Annotated in this window: 18 protein-coding genes; 12 read left to right on the top strand and 6 right to left on the bottom strand. The window is 60.4% G+C overall.

Going from position 1 to position 20,323, the window contains the following annotated elements; genetic code table 11:
• Window positions 1-304 precede the first annotated feature (304 nt).
• From osmF to AABB92_RS08525, 4 genes are read left to right on the top strand one after another with little or no spacing between them, the layout of a single operon-like run.
• On the top strand, window positions 305-1,216 hold the full coding sequence (gene osmF, locus AABB92_RS08540) for a glycine betaine ABC transporter substrate-binding protein OsmF (RefSeq protein ID WP_046288436.1): 912 nt from the start codon (window positions 305-307) through the stop codon (window positions 1,214-1,216).
• Between the two features lie 3 nt (window positions 1,217-1,219).
• Window positions 1,220-2,395: an ABC transporter permease gene (locus tag AABB92_RS08535; protein WP_031377404.1), complete on the top strand. Its 1,176-nt coding sequence runs from the start codon at window positions 1,220-1,222 to the stop codon at window positions 2,393-2,395.
• Window positions 2,388-3,335 (top strand): ABC transporter ATP-binding protein, encoded by a 948-nt coding sequence (locus tag AABB92_RS08530; protein ID WP_031377403.1) that lies wholly within the window; start codon window positions 2,388-2,390, stop codon window positions 3,333-3,335. The genes AABB92_RS08535 and AABB92_RS08530 overlap by 8 nt, the downstream gene beginning before the upstream one ends.
• Entirely contained in the window at window positions 3,323-4,054 is a 732-nt protein-coding gene (locus AABB92_RS08525; RefSeq protein WP_046288435.1) for an ABC transporter permease, read from the top strand. Before AABB92_RS08530 ends, AABB92_RS08525 begins: the two co-directional genes overlap by 13 nt.
• 173 nt (window positions 4,055-4,227) lie before the next feature.
• Here the strand turns inward: AABB92_RS08525 and AABB92_RS08515 are convergent, their stop codons facing one another.
• Window positions 4,228-4,962 carry a MerR family transcriptional regulator gene (locus AABB92_RS08515; protein WP_031377402.1) on the bottom strand — a complete coding sequence of 245 codons (735 nt, stop codon included), beginning with the start codon at window positions 4,960-4,962 and terminating at the stop codon, window positions 4,228-4,230.
• 150 nt (window positions 4,963-5,112) lie between these two features.
• Here AABB92_RS08515 and AABB92_RS08510 point away from each other — a divergent pair, with 150 nt between their 5' ends.
• From AABB92_RS08510 to ybiB, 4 genes are all read left to right on the top strand, one after another.
• Entirely contained in the window at window positions 5,113-5,676 is a 564-nt protein-coding gene (locus AABB92_RS08510) for an XRE family transcriptional regulator (protein ID WP_031377401.1), read from the top strand.
• Window positions 5,673-6,191 (top strand): GNAT family N-acetyltransferase, encoded by a 519-nt coding sequence (locus tag AABB92_RS08505; RefSeq protein WP_046288434.1) that lies wholly within the window; start codon window positions 5,673-5,675, stop codon window positions 6,189-6,191. Before AABB92_RS08510 ends, AABB92_RS08505 begins: the two co-directional genes overlap by 4 nt.
• A 172-nt stretch (window positions 6,192-6,363) precedes the next feature.
• Entirely contained in the window at window positions 6,364-8,532 is a 2,169-nt protein-coding gene (dinG, locus tag AABB92_RS08500) for an ATP-dependent DNA helicase DinG (RefSeq protein WP_031377932.1), read from the top strand.
• Between the two features lie 29 nt (window positions 8,533-8,561).
• Window positions 8,562-9,530 carry a DNA-binding protein YbiB gene (ybiB, locus tag AABB92_RS08495; protein ID WP_046288433.1) on the top strand — a complete coding sequence of 323 codons (969 nt, stop codon included), beginning with the start codon at window positions 8,562-8,564 and terminating at the stop codon, window positions 9,528-9,530.
• A 1-nt stretch (window position 9,531) separates the two neighbouring features.
• Here the strand turns inward: ybiB and AABB92_RS08490 are convergent, their stop codons facing one another.
• The 3 genes from AABB92_RS08490 to hutH form a co-directional block, all read right to left on the bottom strand.
• Window positions 9,532-10,689, bottom strand: a complete 1,158-nt coding sequence (locus AABB92_RS08490; RefSeq protein WP_031378060.1) for a M20 aminoacylase family protein — start codon at window positions 10,687-10,689, stop codon at window positions 9,532-9,534.
• Window positions 10,690-10,880: 191 nt separating this feature from the next.
• Window positions 10,881-12,569, bottom strand: a complete 1,689-nt coding sequence (gene hutU / locus AABB92_RS08485; protein ID WP_031378059.1) for a urocanate hydratase — start codon at window positions 12,567-12,569, stop codon at window positions 10,881-10,883.
• Window positions 12,570-12,579: 10 nt separating this feature from the next.
• On the bottom strand, window positions 12,580-14,139 hold the full coding sequence (gene hutH, locus AABB92_RS08480; protein WP_046288432.1) for a histidine ammonia-lyase: 1,560 nt from the start codon (window positions 14,137-14,139) through the stop codon (window positions 12,580-12,582).
• A gap of 306 nt (window positions 14,140-14,445) precedes the next feature.
• Between hutH and hutC the strand changes: the two genes are divergently transcribed.
• Entirely contained in the window at window positions 14,446-15,201 is a 756-nt protein-coding gene (gene hutC, locus AABB92_RS08475; protein ID WP_031378058.1) for a histidine utilization transcriptional repressor HutC, read from the top strand.
• On the opposite strand, the gene AABB92_RS08470 is transcribed toward hutC, so the two are convergent.
• Window positions 15,185-15,727, bottom strand: coding sequence for a HutD/Ves family protein (locus AABB92_RS08470; protein WP_046288431.1), 543 nt, complete (start codon window positions 15,725-15,727; stop codon window positions 15,185-15,187). The two genes, hutC and AABB92_RS08470, sit on opposite strands and share 17 nt — an antisense overlap.
• On the bottom strand, window positions 15,724-17,079 hold the full coding sequence (locus tag AABB92_RS08465) for a formimidoylglutamate deiminase (RefSeq protein WP_046288430.1): 1,356 nt from the start codon (window positions 17,077-17,079) through the stop codon (window positions 15,724-15,726). Before AABB92_RS08465 ends, AABB92_RS08470 begins: the two co-directional genes overlap by 4 nt.
• Window positions 17,080-17,160: 81 nt before the next feature.
• Between AABB92_RS08465 and hutI the strand changes: the two genes are divergently transcribed.
• The 3 genes from hutI to AABB92_RS08450 all read left to right on the top strand — a co-directional run bounded on the left by hutI (window position 17,161) and on the right by AABB92_RS08450 (window position 20,321).
• A complete protein-coding gene (gene hutI / locus AABB92_RS08460; RefSeq protein ID WP_031377043.1) occupies window positions 17,161-18,378 on the top strand; it encodes an imidazolonepropionase in 1,218 nt (405 codons plus the stop codon).
• Window positions 18,375-19,163: an N-formylglutamate deformylase gene (hutG, locus tag AABB92_RS08455; RefSeq protein ID WP_031377042.1), complete on the top strand. Its 789-nt coding sequence runs from the start codon at window positions 18,375-18,377 to the stop codon at window positions 19,161-19,163. Before hutI ends, hutG begins: the two co-directional genes overlap by 4 nt.
• A 309-nt stretch (window positions 19,164-19,472) precedes the next feature.
• A complete protein-coding gene (locus tag AABB92_RS08450; RefSeq protein ID WP_031377041.1) occupies window positions 19,473-20,321 on the top strand; it encodes a transporter substrate-binding domain-containing protein in 849 nt (282 codons plus the stop codon).
• Window positions 20,322-20,323 lie beyond the last annotated feature (2 nt).

Genomic DNA, 20,323 nt, shown 5'->3' with positions numbered 1-20,323 from the left:
AGACGCCCAGACGTAAATTCAATTGAGTTATGAATAATAAGTTTTTAGTCTCAAATCGTTATTAATTTGCGATAAAGTCATCTACGAGCCGGCACAGCCAGGCTACGCTTTTAAGGCAGATAACCAAACCGCTCTGCGTCAGGCGACGGCATTCATTGCGGCGCTGCCGCTGCACCGGATCACCGGATCAGTGCTGGGCACCGCGATGCGCGAACCTGAATCACCGGGGTGACAAGAATCGATAACAACAGATCAAAACAACAGGTCATAACAACAGGCAATAACACGCGATAAGGAACAGGTCATGGTCAAAGTTCGGGGTTGGATTGGAATGAGCGCGTTGCTGCTCAGTCTGGGCATCGCACACGCTGCCGATCCGGTGCGGGTCGGTTCAAAAATTGATACTGAAGGTTCACTGCTGGGTAACGTGATTTTGCAGGTGCTGGAGAAGCATGGCGTCAAAACCGTCAATAAAATTCAGTTGGGTACCACTCAGGTGGTGCGCGGCGCTATCACCGCCGGGGAACTGGATATCTACCCGGAATATACCGGCAACGGCGCTTTTTTCTTTAATGACGAAAAAGACAGTGCCTGGAAAAATGCCCGTCAGGGCTACGAAAAAGTCAAAAAACTGGATGCCGACAAAAATCACCTGGTGTGGCTGACGCCTGCGCCAGCCAACAACACCTGGACCATTGCGGTGCGTAAAGATCTGGCAGAGAAAAATCAGCTGACCTCGCTGGCCGACCTCAGTGCCTGGCTGAAAAAGGGCGGCACTTTCAAGCTGGCGGCCTCGGCAGAATTTATCGAACGCAGTGATGCGCTGCCGGCCTTTGAAAAAGCCTACGGTTTCGATCTTAAGCAGGATCAGCTGCTGTCGCTGGCCGGCGGTGATACTGCCGTTACCATCAGCGCGGCGGCGCAGCAAACTTCAGGCGTTAATGCGGCGATGGCCTACGGCACCGACGGCCCGGTGGCGGCGCTGGGATTACAGACGCTGACCGATCCAAAAGGCGTGCAGCCAATCTACGCCCCGACGCCGGTGATCCGTGAATCGGTGCTGAAAGCCTATCCGCAGATTGGCGACTGGCTGAAACCGGTATTCAGCGCGCTGGACGAGAAAACGCTGCAGCAGCTGAACGCCAGAATTGCGGTGGACGGCCAGGACGCCAGCAGCGTGGCGAAAGAGTGGCTGCAACAGCAGAAGCTGCTGTAACTGATGAAGATATCGCGGGAAGCGATACGACGTCCCGGTCAGCAGCCGGTCGCACTGCTGCTGCTGGCACTGCTGAGCCTGGCGCTGGTGGCGCTGCCTTTTCTGACCTTCGCGCCGAACCGACTGGTGGCAGGCGCGCCGCTGATGGGCTGGCAGATCAGCCAGTCGGCAGTAGTGCTGCCGCCGCTGGCGGTATTATGGCTGCTGCTGTGGTGTCCGCCGTCGCGCGTCAGCCTCAGCCTGGCGCTGTTGTCGGCCGAACTGCTGCTGGCGGCGATGATCTGGCTGAGCGGCACTCAGGCGACGCTGCTTAGCCAGCACGGTAGCCGACTGGCTCGCACCAGCTTTGCCAGCGGCCTGTGGTGCAGCGGGGCGCTGCTGCTGTTGCTGATCACCGACACGGTGCGGCAACTGACCCGTCACCGGCTGGCACAGCTGCTGCTTAACCTGCAGGTGTGGCTGCTGCCGCTGTTGCTGCTGTTCAGCGGCCAGCTTAACGATCTCTCCCTGCTGAAAGAATATGCCAATCGCCAGGCGGTATTTGACGCCGCGCTGGTGCGCCATCTGACGTTGCTGGCGGGCACCGTGCTGCCAGCGCTGATCATCGCGCTGCCGCTGGGCATTCTGCTGTTCCGACAGCCACGCTGGCAGAGCGGGGTATTTGGCGTATTGAATGTGATTCAGACAGTGCCTTCGGTGGCGCTGTTTGGCCTGCTGATTGCGCCGCTGGCGGGCCTGGCACAGCGTTTTCCGTGGCTGAGTGCCTGGGGTATCAGTGGCATCGGCATGGCTCCGGCGCTGATTGCGCTGGTGCTTTACGCCTTACTGCCGCTGGTGCGCAGCGTGGTGGTCGGTCTGCAACAGGTGCCGCAGGAGGTGCGTGAAAGCGCGCGCGGCGTCGGGATGAGCGGCCGGCAACAGTTTTTCGCGGTTGATGTGCCGCTGGCCTTACCGGTATGGCTGGCGGGTCTGCGGGTGGTGGTGGTACAAACTCTGGGCATGGCAGTGGTCGCGGCGCTGATTGGTGCCGGCGGCTTTGGCGCGATTATTTTCCAGGGCCTGCTGAGCAGCGCGCTGGATCTGGTGCTGCTCGGAGTGATTCCGGTGATTGCGCTGGCGGTCACCGTAGATGCGCTGTTCCGCCTGCTGATCTCACTGCTGGAGAAAAAAGATGATTGAATTTAACGGCGTCTCGCGCGCTTTTAACGGCAAAGCGGCGGTCAGCGATCTCTCATTGACGGTGGCGGAAGGGGAGTTCTGCGTGCTGCTGGGCACCTCCGGTTCCGGTAAGTCGACCACCCTGAAGATGATTAACCGGCTGGTTGAGTTCGACAGCGGCGAGATCCGTTTCGCCGGCGAGTCGATTCGTCAGCTTGATGCCCGCGCGCTGCGGCGGCGGATGGGCTATGCCATTCAGTCGATCGGCCTGTTTCCTCACTGGACGGTAGAAAAAAATATCGCCACGGTGCCGGCGCTGCTCGGCTGGTCAAAACCGCAGGTCACGCAGCGGATAGAGGCGCTGCTGACGCTGCTCAACCTCGATGCGCAGCTGCTGAACCGTTATCCGCATCAGCTTTCCGGCGGACAGCAGCAGCGGGTTGGCGTGGCGCGTGCGCTGGCGGCCGATCCGGAGGTGTTGCTGATGGATGAACCGTTTGGCGCGCTCGACCCGGTGACCCGTGGCGCGCTGCAACAGGAGATGCTGCGTATTCACCGGCTGTCGGGACGCACCATTGTGCTGGTAACCCATGACATCGATGAGGCGCTGACGCTGGCCGACCGCATCGTGCTGATGGATAATGGCGGGATCGTCCAGCAGGGAAAACCGGTTGAGCTGCTGACCCAGCCGAAAAATGAGTTTGTACGTGATTTCTTTGGCCGCAGCGAAATGGGCGTGCGCCTGCTGTCGCTTGGACAGGTCGGCAACGCCGTGCGGCGCGGTGAATGGCTGGCGGGCGAACCGATTGCCGCCGGGCTGACGCTACGCGAAGCGCTGTCGCAGTTTATTACCCGGCGAACCGACAAACTGCCGGTGATTGATGAACAGCAGCAGCCGCTGGGCGTGCTCTATTTTCACGATTTGCTGACGCTGCGTGAGGAGACCGCATGCGCCGGCTGACCGATCCGCTGCTCTGGCTGGTGCTGCTGTATGGCGCGCTGCTGACGCTGATGCCCTACAGCGGGCCGCTGTTCCATCGCTGGTTTCCCGAGCTGGCGCGGCCGCTTTATCAGCAGGAGACCTTCTGGCAACTGACGCTGGCGCACCTGTTTCTGGTCGTCACCGCCAGCCTGCTGGCAATGGTTATCGGCGTCGGCAGCGGGGTGATAGTGACCCGGCGCGCCGGTCGGGCGTTCCGGCCGCTGATGGAAACGCTGGTGGCGGCCGGACAAACCATTCCGCCGGTGGCGGTATTAGCGATTGCGGTGCCGGTGATGGGATTTGGTGCCTGGCCTGCCGTGGTGGCGCTGCTGCTCTACGGTTTGCTGCCGATCTTGCAGGGCACGCTGGCCGGTCTCGACAGCGTACCCGCCAGCAGCCGGGAGATTGCCGAAGGGGTCGGGATGAGTGCATGGCAGCGTCTGTGGCAGATTGAGCTGGCGCTGGCCGCCCCGGTGATTATCGCCGGGATCCGCACCTCGGTGATCATCAACATTGGCACCGCCGCTATCGCCTCAACGGTCGGGGCAAAAAGCCTCGGTTCACCGGTGATCATCGGCTTAAGCGGGTTTAACACGGCGTATGTGATTCAGGGGGCGTTACTGGTGGCGCTGCTGTCGATTGTCAGCGATCGCCTGTTCGAGCGCCTGCAACGCTGGCTTAGCGTGAGTGAACGATGAGTGAATAACCGACCAGCATCAGACCGCTGGTACCGCCAGCCGCCATTATGAAAAACAGCGTAGCGAAGAATGTTTTTTTCCAGTTCATGGGAAAACCTGAGCGCGTGAATATGAGGCGGGAATGATAGCGCGCGCAAGGCAGCAGGCAAAGTGCCCAGCGTGCGTTTTTGTCATCAGGGTGTTTCGTGCAACCGCACGGCGTAACCCTGTTCTTGCCAGTGCGACAGTTGATCCTGCTGACGACGGGTCAGTTTTTTACCGGTAAATACAAACATATTCATGCCGGGAAACAGTTCGGGACGTGGCACGTCGAGCGGCTCAGCCAGCACATCGATGCGCCAGCCATGTTGCGACAGACGCCAGCCTTCCAGCCAGATACGGGTACGATCCTCAATGCCCCAGCCGATAATCAGCGCGTCTTTGCCCGCTTTTTTGCGGCTGCCGGTCAGGCAGAACGCCACATAATCAATCAGCAGGCCATCCAGCAGGCTGCACATGGTGCGGGCGGTATTCTGGTCGAGGCTGAGCTTCTGGCGCACCGGCATAAAGACGTGATCGATCAATGCGTCGATTGGATGTTCACGACCGATGGCCGCGATCTTGTTACGCAGCTTGGAGGGTCTGACGTGGCGTAACACGCTGATGAGTTCATCCTGCAGGGTGGTCCAGCCGTCGTGCGCATCAACATCACCGCCTTCCAGCAGCGCTTTGACTTTACCTACCGGCACGCCGCTTTCAATCCAGCGCATGATCTCTTCAATGCGCTGAACATCTTCTTCATCAAACTGACGATGCCCACCTTCGGTACGCTGCGGCTTCAGTAAGCCATAACGTCTTTGCCAGGCGCGCAAGGTCACTGGGTTTATGCCACAGCGCTCGGCGACGTCACCGATACTGTATAGGGTCATAAATTCCTCTTTAGACTGATCTGAGTGGAATTACCATAACGAAGCAAACTAAGTTGTACAATACATTTTTGAGTGTACAACTTGACCGCTGCGCCTTTTCTCAGCTATATCTCATATAAGAGAAATTATTCCCAATTATGAGAGGATGCTATGCCGGACCTGAATACAGAACAGCGCCTGGCTGCGCGGCTGGCGGAATTACGCTTGCAACGCGGCTGGTCGCTGGATGAGCTTTCAATCGCAACGGGTATCAGCCGTGCGTCATTATCACGTATTGAGCGCAGCGAGACCAGCCCTACCGCCGCACTGCTTAATCGTCTGTGCGTGGCGTACGGATTAACCATGTCGCGCCTGCTGAGTGAGGTGGAGGAAGATGCAAAGCTGCTGATCCCGTATGACCAGCAGCCGGTATGGAGTGATGAGGCCAGTGGCTTTCACCGCCGAAATGTGTCACCGCCTGTTACTCATTTTAGATGCGAATTGGTGGAGGGCAAATTACGCCCCGGCGCGCGTATCGATTACGACGCGCCGCCGATTCACGGTATGGAACAGCATATCTGGCTGCGTGAAGGCGGCCTGACCGTCAGCATGGCAGCTCAACGCTGGAGCTTACGTCCCGGCGACTGTTTACGCTTTCATCTGACGGGAAAATCGGCCTTTGAAGCGCACCTGACCGAGGGCGCGCACTATTTACTGGTGGTGGCAAAACCATGATTAATTATCAGATGCTCAGTGCCAGCGAGGCACAGCAGGCGTTACCCGAACTGTGTGAGGTGTTGCAGGCCTGCGTAGCAGACGGGGCCAGCGTCGGATTTATTGATGCCGCCGACCATCAGGCGATTGACCGTTTCTGGCAGGATCGCATTTACAGCCTGGCGAGTGGCGATGCCGAATTGTGGGTGGCGCGTCAGCACGGCAGCGTGGTGGCGACGGTGATGATCAACAGCAGCTCAATGCCCAACGGCCGCCATCGGGCGGAGATCACTAAACTGCTGGTGCATCCGCAGGCGCGCCGCCAGGGCATTGCCCGCCAGCTGATGCTGCAGGCGGAACAGCAGGCGCGACTGCAGGGTAAAACGCTGCTGGTGCTGGACACGCGCAGCGGTGATGTCGCCAGCGATCTCTATCGCTCGCTCGACTGGCAGGTCGCCGGCTCTATTCCGTTCTACGCCGAATCCACCACCGGTGAGCTGGATGCCACGACCTATATGTTTAAACTGCTGGGCTAGCCGGTCCCGGCTGCCGCCACCCCCGGCTGCCGCCACCCCCGGCTGCCGCCACCCCTGGGCGGCATCCGTGGCCGCTTGTGGAACCGCAGACGAAAAAATTGTCCTGAAAGCTGACGCCGCCAGCATACTGTGTAAAAATACAGGCAATTTTTACGGTGTGGTAACAAACAAAATGGCCCTGACAGCAGCAGTAAAAAGCCAGATAGCGCAGTGGTATAAAGCGCTGCAGCAGCAGGTGCCCGATTTTATCCCGCGCGCCGCCCAGCGGCAGATGATTGCTGAAGTGGCAAAATGCCTGGCGGGCGATGATGCGCGCCATCTGGCGGTCGAAGCGCCAACCGGCGTCGGCAAAACCCTCTCTTATCTGATCCCCGGCATCGCGACCAGCCGCGCCCAGGAAAAACGTCTGGTGATCAGCACCGCGAACGTGGCGTTGCAGGATCAAATCTTCACCAAAGATCTGCCGCTGCTGAAGAAAATCATCCCCGATCTCACCTTTACCGCCGCCTTTGGTCGCGGGCGCTACGTCTGTCCGCGCAACCTGGCGGCGCTGGCGGCTGATGACGATCAGCAGGGCGATCTGCTGCTCTATCTGGATGATGACGCCATCAGCAGCACCAAAGAGGAGCAGACGCAGTGCGGCCGGTTGCAGAAAGCGCTGGATCGCTATCAGTGGGACGGACTACGCGATCACAGCGAGGAAAACGTCAGCGATAGCCTGTGGCAGCGGCTCTCAACCGATAAAGCCAGCTGCCTCGGCGCCCACTGTCGCTGGTATCGTGAATGCCCGTTTTTCGTGGCGCGGCGTGAAATAGAGCAGGTCGATGTGGTGGTGGCCAACCATGCGCTGGTGATGGCGGCGATGGAGAATGAGTCGGTATTGCCGCCGGCTAAAAACCTGATGCTGGTGCTGGATGAAGGCCATCATCTGCCGGAAGTGGCGCGCGATGCGCTGGAGATGAGCGCTGATATCACCCCAGGCTGGAGCAGCCTGCAGCTGGATCTGTTTATCAAGCTGGTGGACAGCATCATGACCCAGATGCGGCCTAAATACCCGCCGCCGCTGGCCAATCCGGAGCGGCTGAAAGCACACTGCGAGGAGCTGCGCGAGCTGCTGACCATCACCAGCCAGGCGCTCAATCCCCTGTTGCCACCGCACAATCAGCCGGGCGAATACCGCTTTGTGCTCGGGGCGTTACCGCAGGAGCTGCTGGACCTTTGCGCCCGGCTGTTCAAACTCAGCGACGCGCTGCGTGGCCTGAGCGAAGGCCTGATCAATGCCCTGAGCGAGCAGACCGGCAAAGTTGATGTGGTGCGCTTGCACCGCAATCTGCTGCAGCTGAACCGCCAGTTCGGCTGGTTTGAATCGGTCAGTAAGCTGTGGCGACTGGCGGCGATGGAAAAAGCTTCCGGCGCGCCGGTGTCGAAATGGATCACCCGCGAACTGCGCGAAGGTCAGGCGCACCTGCTGTTCCACTGCGCCGGGATTCGCGTCAGCGATCAGCTGGAAAAGATGCTGTGGCGTAAAATTCCGCATGTGGTGGTCACCTCCGCCACGCTGCGCTCGCTTAACAGTTTTAACCGCCTGCAGGAGATGTCCGGTCTCAACGAGAAAGCCGGTGACCGCTTTGTGGCGCTCGATTCCCCGTTCAACCATGTTGAGCAGGGCAAGCTGGTGATCCCGCAAATGCGCTATGAACCCCTGATGACCCACGAAGCGGAGCACATCGCCGAGATGGCGGGCTTCTTCCGGCAGCAGATGAAGCTGAAGCAGCACAAAGGGGTGCTGGTGCTGTTCGCCAGTAACCGGGCGATGCAGCAGTTTGTCGCCTGCCTGCCCGATTTACGACTGTCGATGCTGGTGCAGGGCGATCAGCCGCGCAGCCGACTGGTCGATCTGCATCGTCAGCGGGTGAGCAAAGGCGAAACCAGCATTCTGATTGGCCTGCAATCGTTCGCTGAAGGGCTGGATTTAAAAGGCGATCTGCTGAGTCAGGTGCATATTCATAAAATTGCTTTTCCGCCGGTAGACAGTCCGGTAATTTTGACCGAAGGCGAATGGCTGAAGAGCCTGAAGCGTTATCCGTTTGAGGTGCAGAGTTTACCCAGCGCCTCGTTTACCCTGATTCAACAGGTCGGACGCCTGATTCGCAGCCATCAGTGTTACGGTGAAATCGTGATATACGATCGCCGTCTGCTGAGCAAAGCGTACGGTAGCCGACTGCTGGCGGCGTTGCCGATCTTCCCGATTGAGCAACCCGATACCCCAGAGCCGGACGCCATACCGGCCGCCCCGGTGGCCACACGTACCGTGCGTAAACGACGTCCGACGCGGCGCTAAGCCGTCGCGCACTTAACCGGAAGCGAGTGATGGAACTGAATAAAATTATTAAAGAGATCGGCCGCGGAAAAAATCATGCCCGCGACATCGATTTCGACACCGCCGAAGCCCTCTACAGCGCGATGCTGGCTGGCCAGGTGCCGGATCTGGAACTGGGCGGCATCCTGATTGCGCTGCGTATCAAGGGCGAAGGCGAAGCTGAAATGCGCGGCTTCTATCAGGCGATGCAGGCGCAGATGATGAAGCTGAACGCCCCGGCCAACCGGCCGATGCCGATGGTAATCCCGAGCTATAACGGCGCGCGCCGCCAGGGCAACCTGACGCCGTTACTGGCGCTGTTGCTGAACCGGCTCGGTTTCCCGGTGCTGGTGCACGGCGTCAGCGACGATGCGACGCGCATCACCAGTGAAGCGGTATTTGACGCGCTAGGCGTGCAGCCGGTGACCACCGCTGAGCAGGCTCAGGCCCGGCTGGACGCGGGTGAGCTGGTGTTTATTACCGTCGATCACCTCTGCCCGCCGATGGCGAAACAGCTGTCGCTGCGCTGGCGGATGGGGGTGCGGAACAGTGCGCATACGCTGGCAAAACTGGCAACGCCGTTTGGCGAACGCGAGGCGTTGCGGCTGTCGAGCGTGTCGCATCCGGAATATGTGCCGCGGGTGGCGAAATTCTTCAGCGATATTGATGCGCCTGCGCTGCTGCTGAATGGCACCGAGGGCGAGGTCTATGCTAATCCGCAACGTTGTCCGGCGATCAGCGTGATCCACGGTGCGGGATCGGAGGCGGAAGTGTGGGTTGAGCGTCAGCCCGAGGTCCAGGTTGAGCTGCCGGCAGATAAATCAGCGGCGGTCACCGCAGCCTGGATTGAGCAGGTGATTAACCAGCAGCGACCGGTACCGCAGGCGCTGCGGCTGCAGCTGGCCTGCTGCCTGCGTGCCAGCGGTGAATGCGACTCGCTGGCGACCGCCGACCAGCGGCTGCGCGCCGCCGGTTACTGATTCAGGCGATCGGCAGTGCCTGTTCAACCAGGTTCTGCCAGAAGCGGATACCGATCGGCAGTAACGCATCATTAAAATCGTAGCGGGCATTGTGCAGCGGCGCCGAAGGCTCTTCACCGTCGGCGCCGAGCCAGAAGTAAGCTCCCGGACAGGCTTCCATCATGCAGGCAAAATCTTCTGATGCCATCGAAGGATTGACCTGCCAGTGAACATTCTCTTCTCCCAGCGTCGCCAGCGCCACCGCGCGAACCTGCTCTGCCGGCGCGGCATGGTTGGCCGTCACCGGATAACCGGGTAGCCAGCTGGTTTCGCCGCTCACCCCAAACGGTCGGGGCAGGGTCGCCACAAACTCATCGATCAGTGCCCGCACTTTATCGCGCACTGCCGGTTGCAGGCAGCGTACCGTGCCGCGCAACACAATCTGTTCCGGGATGACGTTGATCGCCTCGCCCCCGTGGATCTGCGTCACGCTGACCACCGCAGACGAAAGCGGTGACAGACGGCGTGACGGAATGGTCTGTAGCGCCAGGATCAGCTCAGCCGCGACCACCATCGGATCGGCACCGCTTTCCGGCATCGCCGCGTGGCAACTCTTGCCGTGCAGGGTGATTTCAAACGAATCAAGCGAGGCCATCATCGCACCGGGATTAACCGCCAGCGACCCGAGCGGCAGGCCCGGCCAGTTATGCATGGCGTAAACCGCATCCATCGGGAACCGCTGGAACAATCCCTCTTCAACCATTTTGCGCGCACCGCCCAGATTCTCCTCGGCGGGCTGAAAAATAAAGTGCACCGTGCCGCTGAACTGGCGTGTCGCCGCCAGCTGGCGGGCAGCGGCCAGCAGAATGGCACTGTGACCATCGTGACCGCAGGCGTGCATCACGCCCGGCGTCGCAGATCGCCACTCGACCTCACCTTTTTCGGTGATCGGCAGCGCATCCATGTCGGCACGCAGCCCGATAACCGGGCCGGGACCATTCTCCAGCGTGCCAATCACTGCGGTACCTGCCAGACCACGAAACACCTGTAATCCGGTCAGCTCAAGTTCGCGGGCGATAAGATCACTGGTGTGATGTTCCTGGTAGCCTAATTCAGGCTGGCGATGGAGCTGGCGACGCCAGTGCAGGGCATCTTCAAGCAGGGCGGGGGAAAGGGTCATGCAGAAACGTGCTCCTGACAGAATGAGAAGATTTCACTTTAGTGGTCGGGACGCGCGGCGTCTATTGCCGTTAGGGCGAAATCTGGCTATAGGCTAAATCAAAATGGAATAACTAATAAGTAACGGTGGCCAACGAGGCGGGGCGAAGCGGGTAAAAGCGGGGCCAGCCTGGCGCTGACCCCGACGGTAGGTTACTTCTGCAGCATCGGCAGATTCAGGCCGTGTTGCTCTGCACAGGCCTGCGCCTGTTGATAACCAGCATCGGCGTGGCGCATTACGCCGGTCGCCGGATCGTTCCACAATACCCGACCCAGTCGCGCATCCGCCTCTTTGCTGCCGTCGCAGACAATCACCACCCCCGCGTGCTGTGAGAAGCCCATTCCCACGCCGCCGCCGTGATGCAGGCTGACCCAGGTCGCACCGCCAGCGGTGTTAAGCAGCGCATTGAGCAACGGCCAGTCTGACACCGCATCCGAGCCATCTTTCATCGCTTCTGTTTCACGGTTTGGTGAAGCGACCGAGCCGCAGTCGAGATGATCGCGGCCAATCACCACCGGCGCTTTCAGTTCGCCATTGCGCACCATTTCGTTGAAAGCCAGGCCAGCGAGATGACGTTCGCCGAGGCCGAGCCAGCAGATGCGGGCCGGCAATCCCTGGAAGGCGATGCGCTCCTGCGCCATGTCGAGCCAGCGATGCAGGGTTTTATGCTGCGGAAACAGCTGCTTTAATTTGGCGTCGGTTTTGTAGATATCTTCCGGATCGCCCGACAGCGCCACCCAGCGGAACGGTCCTTTGCCCTCACAGAACAGGGGACGGATGTAGGCCGGGACAAAGCCCGGGAAGTCGAATGCGTTGGCGACCCCTTCATCCAGCGCCACCTGACGGATGTTGTTGCCGTAGTCGACGGTCGGAATGCCCATATGACAGAAGTCGAGCATCGCCTGCACGTGAACTGCCATCGAGGCGCGCGCCGCTTTCTCTACCGCTTTAGGCTGTGACACCTTCTCCTGCTGCCAGCGCGCCAGATCCCAGCCAATCGGCAGATAGCCGTTGATCGGATCGTGGGCCGAGGTCTGATCGGTGACGATGTCCGGTTTCGGTCCGCCCGCTCTGGCACGTTTGACCAGCTCCGGCAGGATCTCGGCGGCATTGCCCAGCAGCCCGACCGAAATGGCTTTTTTCGCCGCGGTTGCCTCGTTAATCAGCGCCAGAGCCTCATCCAGCGAGGTGGCTTTATGATCGACGTAGCGGGTACGCAGACGAAAATCGATGCGCGACTCCTGGCACTCAATGGCCAGCACGCAGGCACCTGCCAGCACGCCAGCCAGCGGTTGTGCACCACCCATCCCGCCCAGACCGGCAGTCAGTATCCAGCGTCCGCTCAGATCGTTGTTGTAGTGCTGACGTCCCGCTTCGACGAAGGTTTCATAGGTGCCCTGGACGATGCCCTGCGCGCCAATGTAGATCCACGAACCGGCGGTCATCTGGCCGTACATCATCAGGCCCGCCTTATCCAGCTCATGGAAGTGATCCCAGGTGGCCCAGTGCGGCACCAGATTGGAGTTTGCCAGCAGCACGCGGGGCGCGTCGGCGTGGGTACGGAACACCCCGACCGGCTTGCCGCTCTGGATTAGCAGCGTCTCATCAGGCTGTAACGCCCTGAGTGAGCGCAGGATCTGCTCGAAGCATTCCCAGTTACGCGCCGCTTTGCCAATGCCGCCGTAAACCACCAGATCTTCCGGCCGCTCGGCAACGTCAGGATCGAGGTTGTTCTGGATCATCCGGTAAGCGGCTTCAATCAGCCAGTTGGCGCAGTGCAGGGTGGTGCCATGCGGAGCACGAATCTCGCGTGCCACGGCCTGAGACAGGGTTTCGCTCATTACAGATTCCTTATTCAGCAGAAGAGAGGGCGCGCAGGCTGGGCAGCAGCGCGGTCAGAGCCTGAGGCCAGTCAGCGCGACTTGCCCACTGACGCATCGCGTCGATATCGGGTGCCAGCAGGCGATCCTCTTCCAGGAAGGCCACCCGCTGGCGGATGAGGTCAATCGCCTGCTCGAGTGTTGGCGAGCTTTTCAGCGGTCGGTTAAATTCAATGCCCTGCGCCGCTGCCATCGCTTCGATGCCAACGACCGCTGCGCTGTTGAAACACATGCTGCCGAGGCGGCGGGCAGCGTAGGTCGCCATCGACACGTGATCTTCCTGATTGGCGGAGGTCGGCAGGCTGTCTACGCTGCCGGGATGTGCCAGTGATTTGTTCTCGGAGGCCAGCGCCGCCGCAGTGACCTGGGCGATCATAAAGCCGGAGTTCACCCCGCCGTCACGCACCAGGAACGGTGGCAGACCGGATAAGCCGGTATCCAGCAGCAGTGCCAGGCGACGTTCAGATATCGCCCCGACTTCAGCAATCGCCAGCGCCAGGATATCTGCGGCAAAGGCCACCGGCTCAGCATGGAAGTTACCGCCGGAGATCACATCGCCGCTGTCGCTGAACACCAGCGGGTTATCGGAGGCGGCGTTGGCTTCAATCTGCAATATCCGCGCCGCGTGGCACAGATTATCGAGACAGGCGCCCATCACCTGCGGTACGCAGCGAATCGAGTAGGGGTCCTGCACCCGGCCGCAGTGGGCATGGGAGGTGAGGATTTCACTGCCTTCAATCAGGGCGCTGACCGCGGCGGCCACGGCAATCTGCCCCTGCTGACCGCGCGCCTGATGAATGCGGGCGTCGTACGGCTTCAGCGAGCCTTTGATCGCTTCCAGCGACAGCGCACCGGCCATCAGTCCGGCGGCAAACAGGTTTTCAGCTTCAAACAGGCCCCGCAGCGCCAGCGCGGTCGAGACCTGAGTGCCGTTGAGCAGCGCCAGCCCCTCTTTCGGGCCGAGCACAAACGGCGACAGCCCTACCGATGCCAGGCCTTCCGTCGCCGGGATCAGCGCGCCGTTGAGCCGCACCTGACCTTCACCCAGCAGCATCAGCGACATATGGGCCAGCGGTGCCAGATCGCCGGAAGCGCCCACCGAGCCTTTTTCCGGGATGCAGGGCATAACGCCGGCGTTAAACAGCGCCAGCAGCGCCTCGACCAGTTCGATACGCACGCCGGAGTGGCCGCGCGCCAGGCTGATAATTTTGGTGGCGACCACCAGACGGGTCACGTTGTCCGGCAGCAGTTCGCCGAGGCCGACGCTGTGCGACAGCACCAGATTACGCTGCAGATCGGCCAGTCGGCCGGCCGGGATTTGCGTCTGCGCCAGTTTGCCGAAACCGGTGTTAATGCCGTACACCACCTTGCCGGAGGCGACAATCGCCTCGACGGTTTGCTGCGCGTCTGCAATGGCCTGGCGCGCCTGGTGATCAAGGCTAAGGGTGACGTTACCCTGATAGATAGCGCGTAATGTGGCGAGATCCACCTCGCCTGGCACCAGGTGTAATCGCTGCGACGATCCTGACATACTCTACTCCTGTCTATACAAGTGTGCTGGCGTGGCTAAGGGATGTTCATTGCCCTGATCCAGCGGGATAATGCGAGTGAAGCATAAGTGTCTATTCTTGTCTATACAAGTAGCAAGGGCCGTGCCAGACCGATCACAAAAATGCATCACCCGCCAGCCATGGGTTACCGGCAAACTGTGACGCAGCGCCTGCACCAGCCCGATGCGTCGCCTGCACTGATGAGGCGCAACCGGCGGTGACGGATGTATATACATTCACGCAGCGAGACAGTAAACTTGAGGCATTATCAGGATAAGGAACAGCAAATGGTCGAGCATACGGCACTGGCACAACTGGCTGCGGCCATGAGCGATGAACCCGCGCCGATTTATCAGCGTGTGAAGCAGGCAATTGTCAGCCAGATTCGGGAGGGACGTTGGAAGGCTAACCAGCGAGTGCCCTCAGAAAGTGAACTGGTGAATGAGCTGGGCGTCAGCCGGATGACGATTAACCGGGCGCTGCGTGAGCTGACCAGCGAAGGGTTTCTGGTGCGGATGCAGGGCGTCGGCACTTTTGTCGCCGAGATGAAAGGCTACACCGCGATGCTGGAGGTGCATAACATCGCCGACGAGATCGCCCAGCGCGGGCATCAGCATAGCTGCAAAATTCTCGCCATCGGCCAGAATAAAGCCGATCCTGAGCAGGCGGCGGTGCTGGGACTCTCCACCGGGCAGACGCTCTACCATTCGCTGATTGTGCATTATGAAAATGAGCTGCCGGTGCAGCTGGAGGATCGGCTGGTTAACCCGCTGGTCGCGCCCGATTATCTGACCCAGGATTACCACAGCCAGACGCCTTATACCTATCTGATGCGGGTCGCGCCGCTGACCGCGGGCGAGCACATTGTTGAAGCGGTGCTGCCCGACGCGCGCCAGCGTAAACATCTGGCGCTGGAGGAACATGAGCCTTGTCTGCTGATCCGCCGTCAGACCTGGAGCGACAACAAAATCGTTACCTATGCGCGCCTGCTCTATCCCGGCTCACGCTATAAACTGCTGGGCCGGTTTAAGGGACACGGCTAAGCCGGGTCAGCAGCAGCCGGGCATCCGCTCCGATTGGGCGCAGCCCGGTAAGCTGGTCTGCCCAGCCGATCCCGTGCTGCACTTCCAGCCGCTCGCCGTCCGCCAGTTGCCATTGGCCCGCCAGCACCCAGGCGACGCCATGCGGGCTGCTGACCGCATCGGTCACCACCTCAACCGTTGCCTGCCACTTCCCGCGTCGGGTCATGATATTAAAATCCTCACTGATCCCTCCCTCCAGCCGGGCATCTAACGCCAGTTCACCGGCAAACGCCCAGGGCTGCAACGGCGTTAAGCGGTGCTGCACGCCGGGGCCGGTCAGTATGACCGCGTCACCGTGCAGCAGGGTGATGATGCGATCAATGCCGGGAAAGGCGGAGAACGGCCCATCCTGCGCCAGCGTCGCGATGCTGGCGCGCCATTCAAACGATGCCGCGCCGGGCGGATAACCGATCAGCTCGCGGGTCTCTCCGCCGCCGTTACGCCAGCGACTGACCGCTAAGTCAGCATAAGCAAATCGGGTAATCATCGCAGGGCCGCCATCGCCTGGCTGAACCGGGCCGCACAGGCAGCCTGCGCCGGATGATAGCCCTCTTTGATCACCGCATTGCCGGCGACGTAGACGTCACGGATCTGATCGCGCTGACCGGCGAACAGCCAGCGATTCAGCACCGAACGCTGATCGACACTGCCGAGCCACGCCTCGTCGCGCAGCACCAGCCAGTCGGCCCGCTGTCCCACTGCCAGCGAACCCTGCTGAATGCCGCACGCCTGAGCGCCGCCTGCCGCGGCCTGCTGCCACAGCAGATCGCCGACCGAAGGCTGGTCCGGCAGGGTGATGCGATTGCGGCGCTGGTCGCGCAGCCGCTGGGCATACTCCAGCCAGCGTAATTCTTCGTTAATACTCAGCGAAACGTGGCTGTCGGAGCCAATGCCCCAGCATCCGCCCTGCGCGATATACTCCACCGCCGGAAAAATGCCGTCGCCCAGATTGGCCTCGGTGGTCGGACATAACCCGGCCACCGCACCACTGGCGGCGAGGCGCGACAGCTCATTCTGATCGAGATGGGTGGCGTGAATCAGGCACCAGCGGCTATCGACCGCAAAGCGATTCAGCAGCCACGACACCGGCCGCTCTCCGCTCCACGCCAGCGAGTCATTGACCTCTTTTTGCTGTTCCGCGACGTGAATATGCACCGGCAGAGTCGGGTCACTGGCCGCCAGCACCTGCTGCATCTGGCTTTCACTCACCGCGCGCAGCGAATGAAAACAGAGTCCCGCATTCAGTAGCGGCCGGTTGCGTTGCAACTGATGCAGGCGGGACTGCTGCTGCAGATAGCGATCGGTTTGCTGAATAAAGCGTTTCTGTCCGGTTGTCGGCGGCTGTGCACCAAACCCGCTGTAGCTGTAGAGCACCGGCAGCAGAGTCTGCCCAATACCCGCCACTTCGGCCGCGCGGATCAGCTGTTGCAGCATCGCGTCATCGGGGTAGGGCGTGCCGTCAGGATCGTGATGCAGATAGTGAAATTCCGCCACCTGGCTGTAGCCGCCTTTCAGCATCTCGATGTAGAGCAGGGCGGCAATATCGCCAACCTGTTCCGGCGTCAGGCGCTGCACCATCCGGTACATCAGATCGCGCCAGGTCCAGAAACTGTCCTGCGGATCGCCTGCGACTTCGGCCAGGCCTGCCATGGCGCGCTGAAAAGCGTGCGAATGCAGATTGGCGATCGCCGGGATCACCTCGCCATCCAGCCGGATCGCTTCTCCGGCATCGCTGTCGGGCGTAATAGCCTCGATAAAACCGGCCGGATTGACCGAGATACGAACCTGTTGTCGCCAGCCTTCAGCCAGCATTGCGCGCGGGGCAAAAAAAGTCGCCATGGTTGATCCTCAACGGATGTGGTTGTATATACATATACATACTTTAACGCACAGTGTAAACGGCGGAGGCAAGAGGCAGCGATGGCAGAGGATATGCAGGTAGAGAGTGTCTGGACCGGTGCCGATCTGGTGACCATGCGCGGCGGTAAGTACCATCTGATCCCGCAGGGCGCGCTGGTCGTCAGGGCGGGCAAGCTGGTATGGGTCGGGCCGCAGGCAGAGATGCCCGCGTTCCAGGCTGAACAGCATCACCGCCTGGCCGGCGGCATTATTACGCCGGGCCTGGTGGATTGTCATACTCATCTGGTGTTTGGCGGCGATCGCAGCCAGGAGTTCGAACAGCGCCTGAATGGCGTCAGCTATGCGGAAATTGCGGCTCAGGGCGGCGGCATTCTCTCTACCGTGCGCGCCACCCGAAGCGCCAACGAAGATCAGCTGGTGGCGTCGGCGCGCTGGCGGCTCGATCGTCTGCTGGCGGAAGGGGTCACCACCGTGGAGATCAAGTCCGGCTACGGGCTTGATGAAGAGAGTGAATTGCGCATGCTGCGCGCGATTCGCCGGCTCGGTGACAGCGTCGCCGCCGATGTGCTGGCGACCTGTCTGGCTGCCCATGCGTTTCCGCCGGAGTTCAGGCACGATCCCGGGGGCTGGATCGATATCATCTGCGATCGCCTGTTGCCGCAGGTCAAAACGCAGGGGCTGGCAGATGCGGTTGATGCGTTTTGCGAGCATCTGGCGTTTTCACCGCAGCAGGTGACGCGGGTGTTTGAACGGGCAAAAGCGCTGGGCCTGCCGGTGAAACTGCACGCCGAGCAGCTCTCTTCGCTGGGCGGAGCCACACTGGCGGCGAGCTTTGGTGCCCTGTCGGCCGATCATCTGGAATATGCTACCGAAGCAGATGCGCAGGCGATGGCGCAGCATGGCACGGTCGCGGTATTGCTGCCCGGCGCATTCTATCTGCTGCGTGAAACCCAGCGTCCACCGGTGGCGCTGTTTCGTCGCTACGGCGTACCGATGGCGCTGGCCAGTGACGCGAATCCGGGCACTTCGCCGGCACTGTCGTTGCGCCTGATGCTGAACATGGGCTGTACGCTGTTTGGCATGACGCCGGAAGAGGCGCTGGCCGGGGTCACGTTATACGGTGCCCAGGCGCTGGGATTAGCCAGCAGTCACGGCTCGCTTGAAGTGGGAAAAGTGGCGAACTTCGTCCACTGGCCGCTGGCACGTCCGGCGGAACTGGTTTACTGGCTGGGTGGCGAGCTGCCCTGTACCGTTATCTATCGTGGAGAACGTCAATGAAGGCTTTTCATTTTACTCAGGGCAAGCTGCCGCTGCTGGTCAGCATTCCGCATGCCGGTACCCAGCTGACGCCGGAGGTTGAAGCCGGGCTGAGCGAGGCTGCACGCGGCCTGCCCGACACCGACTGGCACATTCCGCTGCTGTACGATTTCGTGCGGGATCTCGGGGCCAGCGTGCTGATTGGTCACTATTCCCGTTACGTGATCGATCTCAACCGGCCGCCGGATAACCAGCCGCTCTACACCACTGCCACCACCGGCCTGTTCCCGGAGACGCTGTTTGACGGGACGCCCACCTTTGCGCCAGGCAAAACGCCGGATGCGGGCCAGCGTCAGGGCTATATCGACCAGATCTGGCATCCCTATCATCAGCAGATCCAGCAGGAACTGGCGCGCCTAAAAGCGCAGCACGGTTACGCGCTGCTGTTTGATGCGCACTCGATTGCCAGCTCTATCCCACGCCTGTTTGAGGGACGACTGCCCGATCTTAATATCGGGACCAACGACGGTGTCAGCTGCAGTCCCGCGCTGATCGGGGCGATTCAGTCGGTGTGCGCCGCACAAAGTGACTACAGCTGGGTGATCAATGGCCGCTTCAAGGGCGGCTATATCACCCGCGCCTACGGCCAGCCGCAGCAGCAGATTGAGGCGGTACAGCTGGAACTGGCGCAGCTCAACTACATGGATGAAACGCCGCCTTACGCCTGGCAGCAGGCACGTGCAACTCAGCTGCAAAAACTTCTCAAAGCGCTGATTCAGCGCATGCTGGCTCAGGCCAGCGCCTGATAGCCGACTGCACTGAGCGGGTGCAGTGGTGCGCTGATCCGGTGCAACGGCGGACACAGACTGACGTGTCGTCCGCCGTTGCACCCTTTCCCACCGTAAAACCAGAGCTGGCATAAGCTTTGCTAAGTTGTATGTACAAGTGCAACGGCTGACAATCGCGCGGAATAATTCCTGTCTGGCTCACAAAACGATAAAGACGGCAATGAACTGCGCCACGTTAACTTGTATATACATGACATATCATCCTGTGAAATTTTTGTTAAATCTTGCCAGGGCGATCACCAGGCCGCTACTTTTCAGGAGAACCGTATGATACACCGTCCGATCCTTCGTCATTTAACACTCGCGACCCTTGCTTCCAGCCTGTTGCTCTGTGGCGTTACTGCCCAGGCGAAAGAGTGGAAATCGATCACTATTGCTACCGAAGGCAGTTACGAACCCTGGAACCTCACGCTGCCAGGCGGCAAGCTGGGCGGGTTTGAACCGGAACTAATGGCTGACCTGTGCCAGCGTATGGCGATCCAGTGCAAGCTGGTGGTGCAGAACTGGGACGGGATGATCGCCGGCCTCAACGCCGGAAAATATGATGTGATCATGGACGCGATTGTCATTACCCCCGATCGCAAGAAGGTGGTGAACTTCACCGTGCCTTACGCCTCAACGCCCGCCACCTTTATCAGCGTTAAGGGCAGTTTGCTGCCTGCTGATACGCAGATCGTCAAGCTGCATGATGACCCGCAACAGATTGAAACCGCCATTGCCTCGTTGAAAGCAGCGCTGAAGGGGAAAAGCATCGGTATCGCCTCCGGCACGGTATACACGCCGTTCATCGATAAATATTTCAAAGATGTCGCGGATGTCCGCGAGTACACCAGCTCCGCCGATGCGATTCTCGATTTACAGGCGGGCCGTATCGATGCCGTGTTTGACGACGTGACGTTTGCACAGTCAATGCTGGCGCGTCCCGACAATAGCAACCTCAGCTTTAGCGGCCCGCAACTGGGCGGTCCGATCTGGGGCGAGGGGGAAGCGATGGGCGTGCGGATGGCAGATAACGATCTGAAAGCCAGACTCGACCAGGCGATCAAGGCGGCACTGGCCGACGGCACGGTAAAAAAACTGAGCGAGAAGTGGTTCAAAACTGACGTTACACCCTGAGT

The organism is Pantoea brenneri, assembly GCF_038594305.1.
Lineage (GTDB): Bacteria > Pseudomonadota > Gammaproteobacteria > Enterobacterales > Enterobacteriaceae > Pantoea > Pantoea brenneri.
This window is presented reverse-complemented; position numbering and strand designations above follow the sequence as displayed.